Source organism: Streptomyces sp. KL2 (assembly GCF_046529545.1).
Taxonomy (GTDB): Bacteria; Actinomycetota; Actinomycetes; order Streptomycetales; family Streptomycetaceae; genus Streptomyces; species Streptomyces radiopugnans.
The window spans coordinates 216,754-231,103 of record NZ_CP127170.1; the positions used below are offsets into that span (position 1 = coordinate 216,754).

Here is a 14,350-nt window from a genome sequence, read left to right on the forward strand (position 1 = left end):
GGCCCCGGCCTTCTGTCGCGGCCCGGGGAACTGCGCGATCCTCGCTCCATGACCAGACGCAGCACAGGAACACGACTCCGCGCGAAAGCCCGCTGGTGGCCGCTTGCCGCAGGCCTCGCCCTGACCCTCACCTGGAGCTTCCCGGCCGGAGCGGAGGATCCCGCCGACGCCGGGCTGGCAGCCGCGCTCGACCGTGTCCTCGCCGACGACCGGCTGTCCGGCGCCGCGGCGGGCGTGGTCGTCGGCGACGCCGAGACCGGCCGCATCCTCTACGAGCACCGGCCCGGCGACCGGCTGATGCCCGCCTCCAACGCCAAGCTGGCGACATCGGCCGCCGCGATGGAACTGCTCGGCCCCGGGCACCGCTTCCGCACCGACGTGCTGACCGACGGCCGGCGCCGCGGCCCGGTGCTCCACGGCGACCTGTACCTGCGCGGCACCGGCGACCCGACCATGCTCGCCGAGGACTACGGCCGGCTCGCCGCCGAGGTCGCCGCCTCGGGCATCAGACGCGTCACCGGCCGGCTGGTCGCCGACGACACCCGCTTCGACGACCGGCGCCTGGGCCGTTCCTGGGCCGCCGACGACGAGTCCGCCTACTACTCCGCGCAGGTCTCCCCGCTGACCGTCGCCCCCGACACCGACTACGACGCCGGCACCGTCCGCGTCCGCGCCGTTCCCGGCGAGAACCCCGGTGACAGGCCGGAGGTCACCCTGACGCCGCCCAACGACTACGTCACCGTCGACGTACGCGGCACCACCGTCGCCGAGGGCGGGCCCGACACCCTCTCCATCGAACGCGAGCACGGCGGCAACACCATCGTGGTCGACGGGGACATACCCGTCGGGGCGGATCCCACGGTCTCCTGGACCAGCGTCTGGGAGCCCACCGGCTACGCCGCCGCCGTCTTCGCCGACGCGCTCGCCGACCACGGAGTGCGCGTCTCGGGCGGCACCCTCCTGGGCCGGGCCGCCCCCCGCGGCGCCGAGGCGGTGGCCGAGCACCGCTCGATGCCGCTGAGGGAACTGCTCCTGCCCTTCATGAAGCTCTCCAACAACAACCACGCGGAGGTGCTCACCAAGGCCATCGGCCACAAGACCTCGGGCCGCGGCACCTGGAGCGCGGGGCTGTCGGCCGTGACCGGCTATCTGGAGAGCGAGGGGCTGGACACCGGCACCCTGCGCCAGGTGGACGGCTCGGGCCTGTCCCGGATGAACCTCATGCCCGCCGGGCAGCTCGCGCGGCTGCTGGCCTCGGTACGGGACGAGCCGTGGTTCGGCCAGTGGTACGACTCCCTGCCGGTGGCCTGCGAGAGGGACCGCATGGTGGGCGGCACCCTCCGCTCCCGGATGTGCGGCACCCCGGCCGCGGGCAACGTGCGCGCCAAGACCGGCTCGCTGACCGGCGCCTCGTCCCTGTCGGGCTACGTCACCGGCGCCGACGGGCGCGAGATGTTCTTCAGCGTCGTCCTCAACAATCACCTCGCCTCCTCCGTGAAGGGCATCGAGGACGCCGTCGCGGTCACCCTGGCCTCGCACGGCGGGCGGGAGGGGGACGGCGGGAACGGTGCGGAGCGGGCCGCCCCGCGCTCCGCACCGCCCGGCACTCCCCCGGCGGACCTGGAGTGCTCCTGGGCCAAGCCGCGCGGCTGCTGACGCACTCGGCGGCTTCCCGGGTGGGATCCTGACCGCCGCGGACGGAGGGCCCCGCGACAGGAGGGCCCCGCGGCAGGGGACGACGGAAGGACGGCGCATGGCACATTATTTCCAACATGCCCAACGGGCGCGGGGACTGGGGATCGTGGCGGACTGCGACGAGCCGGGCCCGTACAACGCGATCACCGACGTGCCGGGCGTCGCCGTCGGACACACCACCGTCCGCAGGGAGCCCGATGTGCACACCGGGGTGACCGCCGTCGTCCCGGCGGGCATCGGGCCCCACCCCGGCGGCACCGTGCTGCCCGCCGCGCTGTTCACCGCCAACGGCTACGGCAAGCTGGTCGGCGCCACCCAGCTCGCCGAGCTGGGGCAGCTGGAATCGCCGGTCGTCCTCACCTCCACCCTCAGCGCCTTCCGCGCCGCGGACGCCGTGGTGAGCTGGATGCTCACCCGCCCCGAACACGCCGGGGTGCTCTCCTTCAACCCGGTGGTCGGCGAGTGCAACGACGGGTACCTCTCCGACATCAGGGCCCGGCCGGTGCGCGAGGAGCACGTGCTGGCCGCGATCGAGGGGGCCGCGGGCGGGCCGGTGGCGGAAGGATGCGTCGGCGCGGGCACGGGCACCTGCGCGCTGGGGTTCAAGGCGGGGATCGGCACCGCCTCCCGGCGGGTCGCCCTGGAGCCGGTGGGCGCGGTCCGGGTGGGCGTGCTGACGCAGGCCAACTTCGGCGGGACGCTGCGGATCGCCGGTGCCGCCGTCCTCCCGGAGCCGGCCGGCCCGCCCGCGGACCCGGGTCCCGGAGAGGACGGCTCGTGCATGGTGGTCGTCGCCACCGACGCCGCGCTGGACGCCCGGCAGCTGGGCCGGCTGGCCCGGCGGGCGGTGTTCGCGCTGGGCCGGGTCGGCGCCTCCTACGGCCACGGCAGCGGGGACTACGGGCTCGCGTTCAGCACCTCCCCCCTGCTCGGCGGCGTGCCGGCGGCGGTGCCCGACCGCTGCCTCGACCCGCTGTTCGGCGCGGTCCTCCGGGCGGTCGAGGAGTCGGTGCTCAACGCCCTGTGCGCGGCGGTCACCACGACCGGCCGGCTGGGACGTACGGTGCCCGCGGTGCCGGTGGACCGGCTGCGCGGGCTCGCCGGGCGGGCGCCCTCCTCCGGCGCGTGACGGCCGGCGTACGGCAGCCGCCGGCGCGGGAAAGCGGGTACGCGTATCCGGGCACGCCACGCACCCTCCCGGAAAGGGCAGCACACCACGATGACCCAACCGGCCCCGCACCCCGCCGCCCCGCCTCCCCGGCCCCCGCTCCGGCCCCGCCGCTCCCTGGCGGTCTGCGCGCTGATCGGCGCGGCGCTCATGGCCGCGGTCGACGAGATCGTCTTCCACCAGTTGCTCAACTGGCACCATTTCTACGACCGTTCGACCCCGTCGATCGGGCTGCTCTCCGACGGGCTGCTGCACACCGCGGAGCTGCTGGGCCTGGTGGCCGGTTTCGTGCTCTTCGCCGACATGCGCCGTCGCGGCACCCTCTCCCCCGCCCATGCCCGGGCCGGGCTGTTCCTGGGTCTGGGCGCCTTCCAGCTCTTCGACGGCATCGTCGACCACAAGGTGCTGCGCATCCACCAGATCCGCTACGGCGTCGATCTGCTCCCCTACGACCTGGCGTGGAACGGCCTCGGCCTGGCGCTGCTGGGCGTCGGCGCGGTCCTGGCCGTACGCGCCGGGCGCGCCTCCGGCCCGCCCGGCCGCCCTGGGCCCTCCAAGCCGCCGGAGCCCTCCCGGTGACGCCGGAGCACGTCCACTCCTCCGGTGCGGTCCCGGGTCCCGCGATCCTGCTCGCCGCCGCCGCGCTGCTCGCGGTCGCCTGCTACCTGCTCGCCGCCGCGCGTCTGCGGCACCGCGGCGACGTCTGGCCGTACGCGCGCGACCTGTGCTTCGCGTCCGGTGGCGCGGCCCTGGCCTCGGCCGCCGTCGTCACACCGCCCGGCGGCCCGTTCACCGCCCATATGGCCCGGCACCTGGTGGTCGGCATGGCCGCGCCGCTGCTGCTGGTCCTCGCCCGGCCCCTCACCCTCGCGCTGCGCGTACTGCCCCCCGGCCGCCGCCGGCGCGCCCTGCTGGCCGCGGCGCACTCCCGGCCCGCCGCCTGGCTGGTCTTCCCGCCCCTGGCCGCGCTGCTGGACGTGGGCGGCCTGTGGGTGCTGTACCGCACACCGCTGTGGTCCGCCTCCCACGGCCGGCCCCTCCTCCAGGCGGCGGTGCACTTCCATGTCCAGGCCGCGGGACTGCTGTTCACCTTCGCCGTGTGCCGGCTCGACCCGGTACGGCGCCGGTGGGGCCCGGCCTGGCGCGGCGCCGCGCTGCTGGGCGCGGGGGCGGCGCACGCCGCGCTCGCCAAGTCCCTTTACGCCTCGCCCCCGTACGGCACCGGCTTCGCCCCCGCCGACCTGCACACCGGAGCCCGGCTGATGTACTACGGCGGCGATCTGGTCGAGTTGGCCCTGGCCGTCGTCCTGGCCGTGCAGTGGTACACCGCCGGCGGCCGCGCCCTGGCCCGCGCCCGGCGGCGGTCCCGCGGCACCCGCCCGGCGCCCGCCCGGCATCCGGGTGCCATCCGCATGCGTGCCGCCGCGAACGGCGGGTACGCGAAGGACACAACCCGCAAGGGAGTCACATAGGTCAGCGGATCTCCATGCGCTGACACCGCCGGCGGCCGGGTGTCCGTCCCCCCGCACAGATCGGCCGCCGGCTCCTCCCTTCTCCGGCCGGCCCCCAAACGAGCCGAGACACTCCGACTCCGGCTCGCCTTGGACGAGGAAGCCGGGCCCGGGAGGAGGACGTGCCGCCCGGCGGGTCCGCAAGGGACCCGCGCGAGGCGGCCGCCGTCCGTCCGGTGCCGGGAAGGCCCGGCGCGGATCCCGGCCCACCGGAAGGACTTCGCCGCAGCGTCCGCGGGGCGGGGCGGCAGGACAGCGGGACGACAGGGTGTAGAGCGATAGATCGACAAATACCTGCGGGTGACTTGAGGGGCCGAATGCAGCAGGCCGCCGCGCGGCCGGACCGCACCGGGGTCACGGTGGAAGTCCCCAACGTCTCGAAGGAGATTGATCCCATGCGTCGTCTTGTCCGCGTGTCCGCGGTCGGTGCCGGTCTCTGCTGCGCCCTGTTCGCCGCCGCCCCCGCCGCCACCGCCGCCTCGACCAGCCCCGAGTCGGGCGTCCAGATGTGCTCCGAGCACGTCAACCCCGGCCTGCTGGGCGGTCTGCTCCCGAGTGCGGGCAGCCAGACCAAGGGCTGCATGACCAGCAACGCCACCACGGCGGAGTAATCACTCGGCGGCATCCCGGGTGGGTGCCCCGCGGCCGGGCCGCGGGGCACCCACCCGCCGTTGCGCGGCCCGCCCGCGTCCCGCACGGCCCGTCCCACATGGCCCGCCGCGCACGGGGTACGAGGTCCGCGCGCCACAGGCCGTGGCAGGAAGGAGCCGTGGAGCATGCCGGATTCCGCCCCCGCCCCGAACGGGCCGCTCCCGCCGTACCCGCCGGCCCCCTGGAGCTTCCGGGGGCATCTGTGGGCGGCGCTCCTGCCGGTGCGCCACCGGCTGCCCGTCCCGCCGGACCTCCGTCCGCTGGCGGGCGCCTCCCTGCTGGCGGTCGGGCTCGTCCGGTACCGGGAGGGCACCCTCGTCTACGACGAGCTGGCCATGGGCCCGCTGGTCCGGCGCGGCCGCCGCGCCGGGCTGCTGATCGACCGCATCTGGGTCAGCGACACCGCGTCGGTGCGGGGCGGCCGGGAGATCTGGGGGCTGCCCAAGGAGCTCGCCTCGTTCACGTGGACGGACAGCTCGGTGAGCGTCACCGACCACGACGGCCCGGTCGCCGGGCTGGCCTTCGCCCCGGGAAGGCTCCGGCTCCCGGCTTTTCCGCTGCCCCTTCCGGGTTTCTCCGGCCCGGCCGGGCGGCGGCTGTTCGTCCCGGGCCGCCTGGTGGGGTCCCTGCGCCCCGAGGCGGTGGCGGTCACCTCGTGGTCGGACCGGCTTCCGCCCCTGGAGCGCACCACCGCACGGCTCTCGGTGGCGGTGCGCCCGTTCCGCATGACCGTTCCCGAACCGGTGCGCTGCTGACCACCGGTCACGGCGGCTCCGTGCCCGCCGCCGCCCTCACCAGGGCGGCCAGCCCCTGGTGGACGGCCGGGTCGTCGCAGACCTGGTGGAGCCTGTCCAGGGCGAGCGCGCTCAGCCGCTCGATCCGCCTCTCCACCGCCGCCCGCACCCCCAGCGCGGTCAGGACGTCGCGGAAGCGGGCGAGCCGCTGGGGGGTCAGCGTCCGGTCCCCCAGGCTCTCGCGCAGGACGGCGCGGGCCCCGGCGTCGCCGAGCGCCTCGGCGCGGGCCAGGGCGAGGGCGGCCAGATAGGTGTTCTTGCCCTCCCGTACGTCGTCGCCCGCCGGCTTGCCCGTTCGCCGCGGGTCGCCGAAGACCCCGAGGAGGTCGTCGCGGAGCTGGAAGGCCAGACCCGCCCGCCGGCCCGCCAGGCGCAGCGTGCCGACCAGGGCGGGGGGCGCGCCGCGCAGGGCCGCGCCCAGTTGCAGGGGACGTTCGGCGCTGTAGAGGGCGCTCTTGAGGCAGGCCACGCGCAGCGCCGTCGGCGCCGAGAAGCCCCCCTCGGCCTGGGTGTGCAGATCGAGGAACTGGCCTGCCACCATCTCCGTGCGCATCGCCCGCCACGGCTCCTGGACCCGCTGCCCGGCCGACCCCTCCGGCAGCGCCTCGGCGAACATGTCGTCGGCCCAGACCAGCGCGAGGTCGCCGGCGAGGGTCGCCATCGACGCCCCGTACGCCTCGGGGCTGCCGAGCATCCCCTCGCGCCGGTGGCGGCGGGCGAGGTCGACGTGGAGGGCCGGGCGGCCGCGGCGCAGCGCGGAGTCGTCCATCAGGTCGTCGTGGATCAGCGCGCAGGTCTGGAGCAGTTCCAGGGCCCCGGCGAGCCGGAGGGCGGTGGCCTCGTCGCCGTCCCCCGGGCGCCCTCCGGCGGCGCGCCAGCCCCACCACAGGAAGGCGGCGCGCGTCCGTTTGCCCCCGTGCAGCGCGAACCGTGTGACATCGGCGGCCAGCCGGGCGCGGAAGAGGCCGTCGAGACCGCCTGCCTCCTCGCACCTGCGGTCGGTGTAGCGCCGCAGGGTCTCCTCGAGACCGCGGCGGAACTCGCCGTCGGGTCCCGAGGATTCGCCGCGGGCCGGGGAGGGCGGCAGGTCCGGGTCCGGCGGCCGCCCGCGGGCGCCGCCGGGACCGTCACCGCCGGGGGCGCCGGAACCGGTCGTGGCCATCGGGCGTTCCGCACGAGGTCGTGCCTCGCCCGGCGGTGAGGCGGGGGCGCCTCGCCGGCCGGGGCGCGGGCGGGGTACGGCTGACGGGCATCGCGGCCCCCTCCTCACCGTCGTCCTCGCCGTCGGTGTCCCGGGCACCGGGGACGGCGGGGAACGGGTGCCCTCCCCCGGCGGTGGAGAACCTCCGCCGGGGCGCACGGGCGGGGCTCAGTCCCGGCCGGGCCGGCGGGCGAGCAGGCTGCCGTCGAGGTGGGCCAGCAGGTCCGCGGGGTTCTCGTAGACCTCCGCCGCGCCCGCCTCCTCCAGCTCCCGCCGGGTGATCCCGCCCGAGAGCACCCCCACGCAGGGCACGCCCGCCCGCTCGCACGCCACCACGTCCCACACGGTGTCGCCGACGAAGACGGCCCGGTCCGGGGTGACCCGTGCGTCGTCGAGCGCGGAGCGCACCAGGTCGGGCGCGGGTTTGCTGGCCTCCACGTCGTCGGAGCTGGTCGCGGCGGTCACCGCCTCGTCCGCGCCCACCGCGCGCCGCATCGCCTCCAGTTCGTCGCCGCGCGCGGAACTGGCCAGAACGACCGTCCAGCCGCGGTCGGCGCATGCCCTCAGCAGTTCGGCCGCTCCGTCCAGCGGGGCCAGCCTCGGCCAGTACTCGGCGTACAGGGTGTGGTGGGCTGCGCTGACGGCGGCGGCCTCGTCCGGATCGTGGTCCTCACCGAGGAACCGGGCGAGGAGCTGGTCGCTTCCCATGCCGATGGTCCGGTGGATCACCGACATCGGCACCCGGCGGCCCGACTGCCGCAGCGCCTCCCACCAGGCCACGGTGTGCAGATAGGTGGTGTCCACCAGGGTGCCGTCCACATCGAAGAGCACGGCCCTTCCCGTTCCGTCGCCGCTCATGCGCAGCCCCTTTCCGCCGGTCGGCCTCCCGAGAGGCGTCTTCCCGGTTACCCCCGGACTCCCCGGCCATGGGGCGCGTGATCACCCGGACGAGGGTGTGCTCACCACCCCCTGGGTCCCTTCCCCGGCGGCCCACCGCCGGTGGCACTCCCAGGCGGACAGCGTGCGCCGGCTGGTGAAGCGGCGTGCGCGGCCGGTGACGGGGTCTGTGAACTCCAGTGATCTGGCCAGCAGTTGGAGAGGGCGGCCGAAGTCGTCCGGGGCGGGGTCGGTGACCGCCGGATAGACCGGGTCGCCCAGGATGGGGACGCCCAGGGAACTCATGTGCAGACGCAGCTGGTGGGTGCGGCCGGTCACCGGCACCAGCCGGTAGCGGCCGAGTCCGCCGCGGTGCTCCAGCAGTTCGACGCGGCTGGCGCTGTTGGGCTCCCCCGGCACCTCCCGCGCGGCGATGACCCCGCGCTCCTTGACGATCCGGCTGCGCACCGTGCGCGGCAGCGCGAGGCCCGGGTCGTGGGGCGCCACGGCCTCGTACTCCTTGCGCACCCGCCGGCCCTGGAAGAGGTCCTGGTAGGCGGCGCGGTGCTCGGGGCGGACGGTGAACATCACCACGCCCGCGGTGAGCCGGTCCAGCCGGTGCGCCGGGCTGAGCGCGGGCAGCCCCAGGTCGCGGCGGAGCCGGGCCAGCGCGGTCTCGGTGACGTGGCGGCCGCGCGGCGTGGTGGCCAGGAAGTGCGGCTTGTCCGCGACGACCAGGACGTCGTCGCGGTACAGCACCTCCACCGCGTACGGCACCGGCACCTCCTCCGGCAGCTCCCGGTGGAACCACAGGTGGGCACCCGGCCGGTACGGGGCGGCGGGCGCCAGCGGGCCGTCCGCGCACCAGACGGCCCCCTCGCGCAGCATGGCGTCGATCAGGGCGGGCGCCACCGCGGGCAGCCGGTCGACCAGGTGGTCCCGGACCGTCTCCCAGCGGCCGTCCTCGGGCATCCTGAGGCGGACGGGATCGATCCCGTGGCGCTGCGGCAGGGGGGAGGGCGGCACCGGGCGTCTGCGTCTCATCTCGGGGGCAAGCCTAGTGCCGTGCGGTACCGGGACGGCCGGGCGCCCGGCCCGGCCGCCGGGGCGGGCCGCCGTAGGATCGGGGCGACCGTCCACGCCCCTTCCCGGAGGTGCCGGTGTCCCCCGACCAGAGCCCCCGCGTCCTGACCGACCTCGACGACCGCATCGCGCGGGCGGCACCGGACGAGGGCGGGGCGCTGTGGCGGCTGGCCGAGTCCGGACGGCAGCTCGACGCGAATCTGGTGCGCCTGCCGCCGGGGGCGTCCGTCGGCGAGCACGCCGAGAACGATCTGGACGTCCTGCTGCTCGTGGTCGCCGGCGGCGGGGAGATGGAGGACGGCTCCGGCGGGCGCCGGACGCTCGCCCCCAAGGCCCTGGTGTGGCTGCCGCGCACCTCGCGGCGGGCTCTGCGGGCGGGCCCGGACGGCCTGGTCTACCTGACCGTCCACCGCCGGCGGCCCGGCATGACCGTCGGCGCGCGCCCGTCCTCCGCCGAGCGCGCCGCTCCCGGCGGGGAGGAGGGCGGTGACGAGGGCGGCGAGGGCCCGTGCATGCTGGACCGGGTCTGTCCCGCCTGCGGCCGGATGAACGAGCGGGCGGGCTCGGGCGTCTGCGAGCGGTGCGGCGAGCCGCTGCCGTCGCCGGGGGCCTCGTAGGCGCCCGGCCCGCGGGAACCGCCCCGCCGCCCCGCTTTCCCGGTCGGCACCCGGTCAGCGCCCTTGGCAGCTGTAGAGGAGCAGGAGCAGGAGGGCCGTACCGGCCAGGCTGACCAGCAGGGAGCCCAGGCACCCGGTGCGGTTGGAGAAGAAGACGAACACGGTCACCGTCTCAGGGATCGTCGCGCGGGTGCCCCGGCGGGCGCCGGGGCACCGGGCCGGTGTCCGGCACCGCCCCTGCTCACGTGTGCCCCGAGCTGCCCGCGAAAAGCACCCGGGCGAGTTCGTCGTCCAGCGAGGGGCGGATCTTCGCCGAGCACGCCCCGCCGGTGGCCTCGTCGACCACCTCGATCACGCAGCGGGCCTCGTGCATCGCCTTGGGGCGGTCGGCCGAGGCGCGCCGCGCGACGCGGTCGAAGAACTCCTGGGGGCTCATCCGCATGCCCGAGGCCGGCTCGTCGGGCGCGTACGCAACCCTGCGCAGATGCTCGCCGACCTCGCGTGGGAGCTGGGCGGCCAGCTTCTCCGCGACCGTGGCCGGGACTCGTTCCGCGAGGGTCTCCAGGCTGGCCCGGGTGGCGGTCTCGGCCGCGCCGGGGTTGTCCAGCCGGGCACGCGCCTGTACCTGTCCGAGGAAGGTGTCGTACCGCATGGTCACCTCGTCCCTTCCTTCATCGCTGACCCAGCCCCGGTACCCGGGCGAAACGGGAGGAAACACCCGTTCAGCGGCTCCGGTGACGGCTCGGCTCCGGTCCCGGCGGCAGGTCCGGTCCGGCCCCGGTGACGGGTTCGGGTCGGGGCCGGACCGGAGCCTTCACGAGCGGGCGGCCGTGTCAGGAGCCGCCGCAGACGGTGTCCGGTACGGCCGGGGACCCGGTGGCCGTGAAGCCGAACGTCGCCGAGCCGTCGGGGGCCAGCCGCGCGTTCCAGGCCGCGCCGGTGGCGATCACGGTGTCGCCGGAGCGGGTGAGCGTGGCGTTCCAGACGCTGCCGACCGTGAAACCGCCCTGCGGGGTCCAGCGCACCTGCCAGCCGTCGACGGGTGCGGAACCGTTGTTGCGCACCGTCACCTCGGCCTGGAAACCGCCCGACCACTGGTTGACGACCCGGTAGTCGGCGGTGCACGGCGCCTGTCCGGGGCCGCCCGGCTCACCGGGCTCCTCCGGTTCCTCCGGCTCGCCGGGCTCCCCCGGGCCGGCGTCGGTGTAGGTGAGTCCGTACCCGTAGGGGAACAGCGCGTCCTTGCCGTCGCCGTCGTTGACCGGCTGCTGGCCCGCGGACCGCATCCAGGTCACCGGGAGCTTCCCCGTCGGCGCGTGGCCGCCGTAGAGCACGTCGGCCACCCCCGCGCCCTCGGTGCCCGGCAGCCAGGAGGCGAGCAGCGCGTCCCAGCCGCCGAGCTGCCCCGCGATGTCCAGCGGACGGCCGGAGACGAGCACGACCACGACGGGGACCCCGGAGGCCCTCAGCCGCGAGAGGGTGGTCAGGTCCTCCTGGTCCAGGCCCATCGAGCCGGGCCGGTCGCCCTCCATCTCCGCGTACGGCCTCTCGCCGACCACGGCCACGGCCACGTCGTAGGAGCCGTCGATGCCGTTGCCGTAGCGGTCGTAGGCGACCTTCGAGGGGTCCGACGCCGCGGCCCGCATGCCCTCCAGGATGGTGGTGCCCGGTGTGATGTCACCGCTGGAGCCCTGCCAGGTGATGGTCCAGCCGCCGCTCTGGTTGCCGATGTCGTCGGCGTTCTTCCCCGCCACGAAGACCTTCGCCGACTCGGCCAGCGGCAGCAGCCCGCCGGAGTTCTTCAGCAGCACCTGGGACTTGCGCACCGCCTCCCGGGCGAGTTCACGGTGGGCGGCGGAGCCGATCGTGGAGGTGTAGGAGCGGTCGGTGTAGGGGTTCTCGAACAGACCCAGCTCGAACTTCTTCGCCAGGATGCGGCGGTTGGCGTCGTCGACGCGCTCCATCGGCACCCGTCCGGCCTGCACCTCGCCGCGCAGCAGCTCGATGAACCTGCGGTAGTCGTGGGGCACCATCACCATGTCGATGCCGGCGTTCACCGCGTCGCGGACCTCGGAGGCGGTGAAGCCCTCCCGCCCGTCGAGCTGGTCCACGCCCGCCCAGTCGGACACCACGAAGCCGGTGAAGCCCAGTTCGCCCTTGAGGACGTCGGTGATCAGGTAGCGGTGGCCGTGCAGCTTCGCGCCGTTCCAGCTGCTGTAGGAGACCATCACCGAGCCCACGCCCCGCTCCACCGCCTCGCGGAACGGCGGCAGGTGGATCGCGCGCAGCTCGGCCTCGCTCAGCTCGGTGTTCCCCTGGTCGTCGCCGCCGGTGGTGCCGCCGTCGCCGATGTAGTGCTTTGCGGTGGCCAGGATCGATCCGGGGGCGTCGAGCGAGGCGCCCTGGAGGCCGTCGATCAGCGACGTCATCGCACCGGGCAGTTCGGGCGTCTCGCCGAAGGATTCGTAGGTGCGCCCCCAGCGGTCGTCGCGGGCCACGCACAGGCAGGGCGCGAAGGTCCAGTCGACGCCGGTGCCGGAGACCTCCTCGGCGGTGGCGCGCCCGATCCGCTCCACCAGCCCGGGGTCACGGGTGGCGCCGAGCCCTATGTTGTGGGGGAAGATCGTCGCCCCGCGCACGTTGTTGTGGCCGTGGACGGCGTCCACGCCGTAGATCATGGGGATGCCCAGCGGGGTGGACAGCGCGGTGCGCTGGAAGGAGTCGTACATCTCCGCCCACGCCTGTGGGGTGTTGGGGGTGGGGACGGAGCCGCCGCCGGACAGGACGGAGCCGATGCGGTAGGCCGCCAGGTCCGACCGGTTCTTCAGCGCGCTCCGGTCGACCTGGGTCATCTGGCCGATCTTGTCGTCGAGGGACATGCGGGACAGCAGGTCCTCGACGCGGTCGTCCACCGGCAGGGCCGGGTCCTCGTAGGCGGGTGGCGCGTCGGCCGACGCCGCGGCGGGTGTGCCGTTCAGACTGCAGGCCACCATCAGGCTCACCGCCGCCCCCGCGGTAAGCCGCCGGAGCCGCCCGCGCAACGCGGTGCCGGCCGGTGTCCGCCCCGTCCGCTGTCCGGGGGTCCCTCTCGTCGTCCGTCTCATCGCGGTGCCGTCCTTCCGGTGGGGCCGCGCTCTCGGCACGCGGCCTGTGGGGGCTTCCGGCCCCGGCCCGGTGGCCACCGGGCCGGACGTCCGGCCCCGGCGGAGGAGACACCGGGGCCGGACGCGGAACCGGTTCGCCGGCGCGCCCTCATCGCGCCGCCGGACCGGGGGTTCCCGACCGGGGCTCCAGGCGCGGGGAGCCTTCCGGACGGGTGGTCGAGGTTCAGGGGCGCAGCGGCGGCTCCGCGTTGCGCACCAGCTCCAGCGCCTGCTCCGGGAACCACTGGCCGGCCGCCGGATCGACCATGCCGCGCGCGGGGTCCTGGGGCCCCTCGGTGCCGCGCAGGCACAGGCCGTCCGACTCGCCAGGGATCTTGATCCACAGGCGGGCGTCGTGCAGCGGGTCGCCGGTGCGGGTGGTCGGCCGCGCGCCCAGGCCGCGGTCCGGCGGGTTGCACCACTCCTGCGGGTCCGGGTAGAGGCCCGCCGGCGCGGTCCACGGCCCCTTGCCGTTGCGGCTGGTGTCGGTGACGAAGTGGGGCTGGTCGGACGGGTCTGCGGTGACGTTCTCGTCCAGCCATGCCCGGGCGTCGTTCCTGTCCGACCACTGGTCGGGGCATGAGGCCGCGTCGCCGCCGCCCTGGACGTACTCCACGCAGCCGGACACCAGCTTGCCGTACCAGGCCAGTTCGTCGTCGGCCCGGTAGTTGGAGGCGTTGAGGTAGAAGCCGGCCGTCCGCTCGATTCCGGCCTCGACCAGCCGGGGCACGATGGATCCGACGCCGTGCCAGCCGCTGTGTCCGGCGTCGAGGTAGACGGTGGTGCCGGGCCGGGCCGAGAGGGTCTCGACGGCGTAGCCGATCTCCGCGTAGCGGGCGGCGGTCAGGGTGCCCTCGTCGTCGTCCTGGCCGCAGTCGGAGGGCAGCAGGGCGAGGGAGTCGGGCTCCAGGACGATCAGCGCCCTCTTGCCGCCGAGGCCCCTGGCGACCTCGTCGATCCAGGCCTTGTACTCGGCGGTGTTCGCCGCGCCGCCCGCCGAGTACTGCGAGCAGTCGCGCCCGGGGACGTTGTAGAGGGCCAGCACCGGCAGGGCGCCCTTGCGCGCGGCGTCCCGCACGATGCGGGCCACCTCCTGCCGGATGCGGCTGTCGTCCCCGTTCCCGTCGAGCCAGACGGCCTGGGGGGTGGTCACCATCCGGGCGATGCCGGCGGCGTCCCGGTACTCCCCCGCCTCCGCCAGTTCCCCGATCTGCGTGTACGCGTCGGGGTTGGCCGGCGGTACGTACAGGCGCTCCCCGCCCCGTCCCCGCTCCTGCGCTCCCTCCGCGGCCCGGTCGGCGGCCCCTGCCGTCCCGGCGGCCCCGGCGACCAGTGCCAGCGCGGCGGCTGCTGCGGCCGCTGCGATGACGGTCCCTCTTCTGCCTCTGTGCACGTTCCCGGCTCCTGACGTGGGCGGTCCGACGGAGCACTCCCCCGCGGCACGGCCCGCCGCTTCATGGGAGCGCTCCCATGCTCGCTGCCAGACCTTCCTCCCGTCAGCGCCGCCCGTCAAGACCCCTGCCCGGTTTTTCCGCGGAGCCCGCCGCGTCCCGCGCCCCGCACCAGGGGTTTCCGTTGCGGAGGCGAAGGGCGGGGGCGGCGGCGGAGCAC

The 14,350-nt window shown here is 75.5% G+C and carries 13 protein-coding genes; 7 read left to right on the forward strand and 6 right to left on the reverse strand.

Features of this window, described 5'->3' with window-relative positions:
• Positions 1-48: 48 nt before the first annotated feature.
• The 6 genes from dacB to QPK52_RS01030 all read left to right on the forward strand — a co-directional run bounded on the left by dacB (position 49) and on the right by QPK52_RS01030 (position 5,780).
• Positions 49-1,656 carry a D-alanyl-D-alanine carboxypeptidase/D-alanyl-D-alanine-endopeptidase gene (dacB, locus tag QPK52_RS01005; RefSeq protein ID WP_410534924.1) on the forward strand — a complete coding sequence of 536 codons (1,608 nt, stop codon included), beginning with the start codon at positions 49-51 and terminating at the stop codon, positions 1,654-1,656.
• A gap of 97 nt (positions 1,657-1,753) precedes the next feature.
• Complete coding sequence (locus QPK52_RS01010) at positions 1,754-2,824, forward strand: P1 family peptidase (RefSeq protein ID WP_410534925.1); 1,071 nt, start codon at positions 1,754-1,756, stop codon at positions 2,822-2,824.
• Between the two features lie 90 nt (positions 2,825-2,914).
• Positions 2,915-3,442 carry a DUF2243 domain-containing protein gene (locus QPK52_RS01015; protein WP_410534926.1) on the forward strand — a complete coding sequence of 176 codons (528 nt, stop codon included), beginning with the start codon at positions 2,915-2,917 and terminating at the stop codon, positions 3,440-3,442.
• Complete coding sequence (locus QPK52_RS01020) at positions 3,439-4,335, forward strand: cytochrome c oxidase assembly protein (protein ID WP_410534927.1); 897 nt, start codon at positions 3,439-3,441, stop codon at positions 4,333-4,335. The genes QPK52_RS01015 and QPK52_RS01020 overlap by 4 nt, the downstream gene beginning before the upstream one ends.
• A gap of 434 nt (positions 4,336-4,769) precedes the next feature.
• Entirely contained in the window at positions 4,770-4,985 is a 216-nt protein-coding gene (locus QPK52_RS01025; protein WP_143071764.1) for a hypothetical protein, read from the forward strand.
• Positions 4,986-5,150: 165 nt separating this feature from the next.
• Positions 5,151-5,780, forward strand: a complete 630-nt coding sequence (locus QPK52_RS01030) for an acetoacetate decarboxylase family protein (RefSeq protein WP_410534929.1) — start codon at positions 5,151-5,153, stop codon at positions 5,778-5,780.
• A 7-nt stretch (positions 5,781-5,787) separates the two neighbouring features.
• On the opposite strand, the gene QPK52_RS01035 is transcribed toward QPK52_RS01030, so the two are convergent.
• The 3 genes from QPK52_RS01035 to QPK52_RS01045 form a co-directional block, all read right to left on the reverse strand.
• Positions 5,788-6,981, reverse strand: a complete 1,194-nt coding sequence (locus QPK52_RS01035; protein WP_410534930.1) for a polyprenyl synthetase family protein — start codon at positions 6,979-6,981, stop codon at positions 5,788-5,790.
• A gap of 207 nt (positions 6,982-7,188) precedes the next feature.
• A complete protein-coding gene (locus QPK52_RS01040) occupies positions 7,189-7,878 on the reverse strand; it encodes an HAD family hydrolase (RefSeq protein ID WP_410534932.1) in 690 nt (229 codons plus the stop codon).
• Between the two features lie 81 nt (positions 7,879-7,959).
• Entirely contained in the window at positions 7,960-8,940 is a 981-nt protein-coding gene (locus tag QPK52_RS01045) for an RluA family pseudouridine synthase (protein ID WP_410534934.1), read from the reverse strand.
• 116 nt (positions 8,941-9,056) lie between these two features.
• Between QPK52_RS01045 and QPK52_RS01050 the strand changes: the two genes are divergently transcribed.
• The gene (locus QPK52_RS01050; RefSeq protein ID WP_410534936.1) at positions 9,057-9,596 is read left to right on the forward strand and encodes a cupin domain-containing protein; all 540 of its coding nucleotides are present in this window, start codon (positions 9,057-9,059) and stop codon (positions 9,594-9,596) included.
• A 241-nt stretch (positions 9,597-9,837) separates the two neighbouring features.
• On the opposite strand, the gene QPK52_RS01055 is transcribed toward QPK52_RS01050, so the two are convergent.
• From QPK52_RS01055 to QPK52_RS01065, 3 genes are all read right to left on the reverse strand, one after another.
• A complete protein-coding gene (locus tag QPK52_RS01055; protein WP_410540147.1) occupies positions 9,838-10,248 on the reverse strand; it encodes a DUF2267 domain-containing protein in 411 nt (136 codons plus the stop codon).
• A 181-nt stretch (positions 10,249-10,429) separates the two neighbouring features.
• Complete coding sequence (locus QPK52_RS01060; protein ID WP_410540148.1) at positions 10,430-12,589, reverse strand: glycoside hydrolase family 3 N-terminal domain-containing protein; 2,160 nt, start codon at positions 12,587-12,589, stop codon at positions 10,430-10,432.
• A 334-nt stretch (positions 12,590-12,923) separates the two neighbouring features.
• A complete protein-coding gene (locus QPK52_RS01065) occupies positions 12,924-14,132 on the reverse strand; it encodes a glycoside hydrolase family 6 protein (protein WP_410534938.1) in 1,209 nt (402 codons plus the stop codon).
• Positions 14,133-14,350 lie beyond the last annotated feature (218 nt).

Excerpts from the sequence above, each read along its gene's own strand:
- QPK52_RS01045 (WP_410534934.1), bottom strand. The coding sequence starts at position 8,940 with ATGAGACGCAGACGCCCGGTGCCGCCCTCCCCCCTGCCGCAGCGCCAC.
- QPK52_RS01040 (WP_410534932.1), bottom strand. The coding sequence starts at position 7,878 with ATGAGCGGCGACGGAACGGGAAGGGCCGTGCTCTTCGATGTGGACGGC.
- QPK52_RS01035 (WP_410534930.1), bottom strand. The coding sequence starts at position 6,981 with ATGGCCACGACCGGTTCCGGCGCCCCCGGCGGTGACGGTCCCGGCGGC.
- dacB (WP_410534924.1), top strand. The coding sequence starts at position 49 with ATGACCAGACGCAGCACAGGAACACGACTCCGCGCGAAAGCCCGCTGG.
- QPK52_RS01030 (WP_410534929.1), top strand. The coding sequence starts at position 5,151 with ATGCCGGATTCCGCCCCCGCCCCGAACGGGCCGCTCCCGCCGTACCCG.
- QPK52_RS01060 (WP_410540148.1), bottom strand. The coding sequence starts at position 12,589 with ATGGTGGCCTGCAGTCTGAACGGCACACCCGCCGCGGCGTCGGCCGAC.
- QPK52_RS01025 (WP_143071764.1), top strand. The coding sequence starts at position 4,770 with ATGCGTCGTCTTGTCCGCGTGTCCGCGGTCGGTGCCGGTCTCTGCTGC.
- QPK52_RS01055 (WP_410540147.1), bottom strand. The coding sequence starts at position 10,248 with ATGCGGTACGACACCTTCCTCGGACAGGTACAGGCGCGTGCCCGGCTG.
- QPK52_RS01015 (WP_410534926.1), top strand. The coding sequence starts at position 2,915 with ATGACCCAACCGGCCCCGCACCCCGCCGCCCCGCCTCCCCGGCCCCCG.
- QPK52_RS01010 (WP_410534925.1), top strand. The coding sequence starts at position 1,754 with ATGGCACATTATTTCCAACATGCCCAACGGGCGCGGGGACTGGGGATC.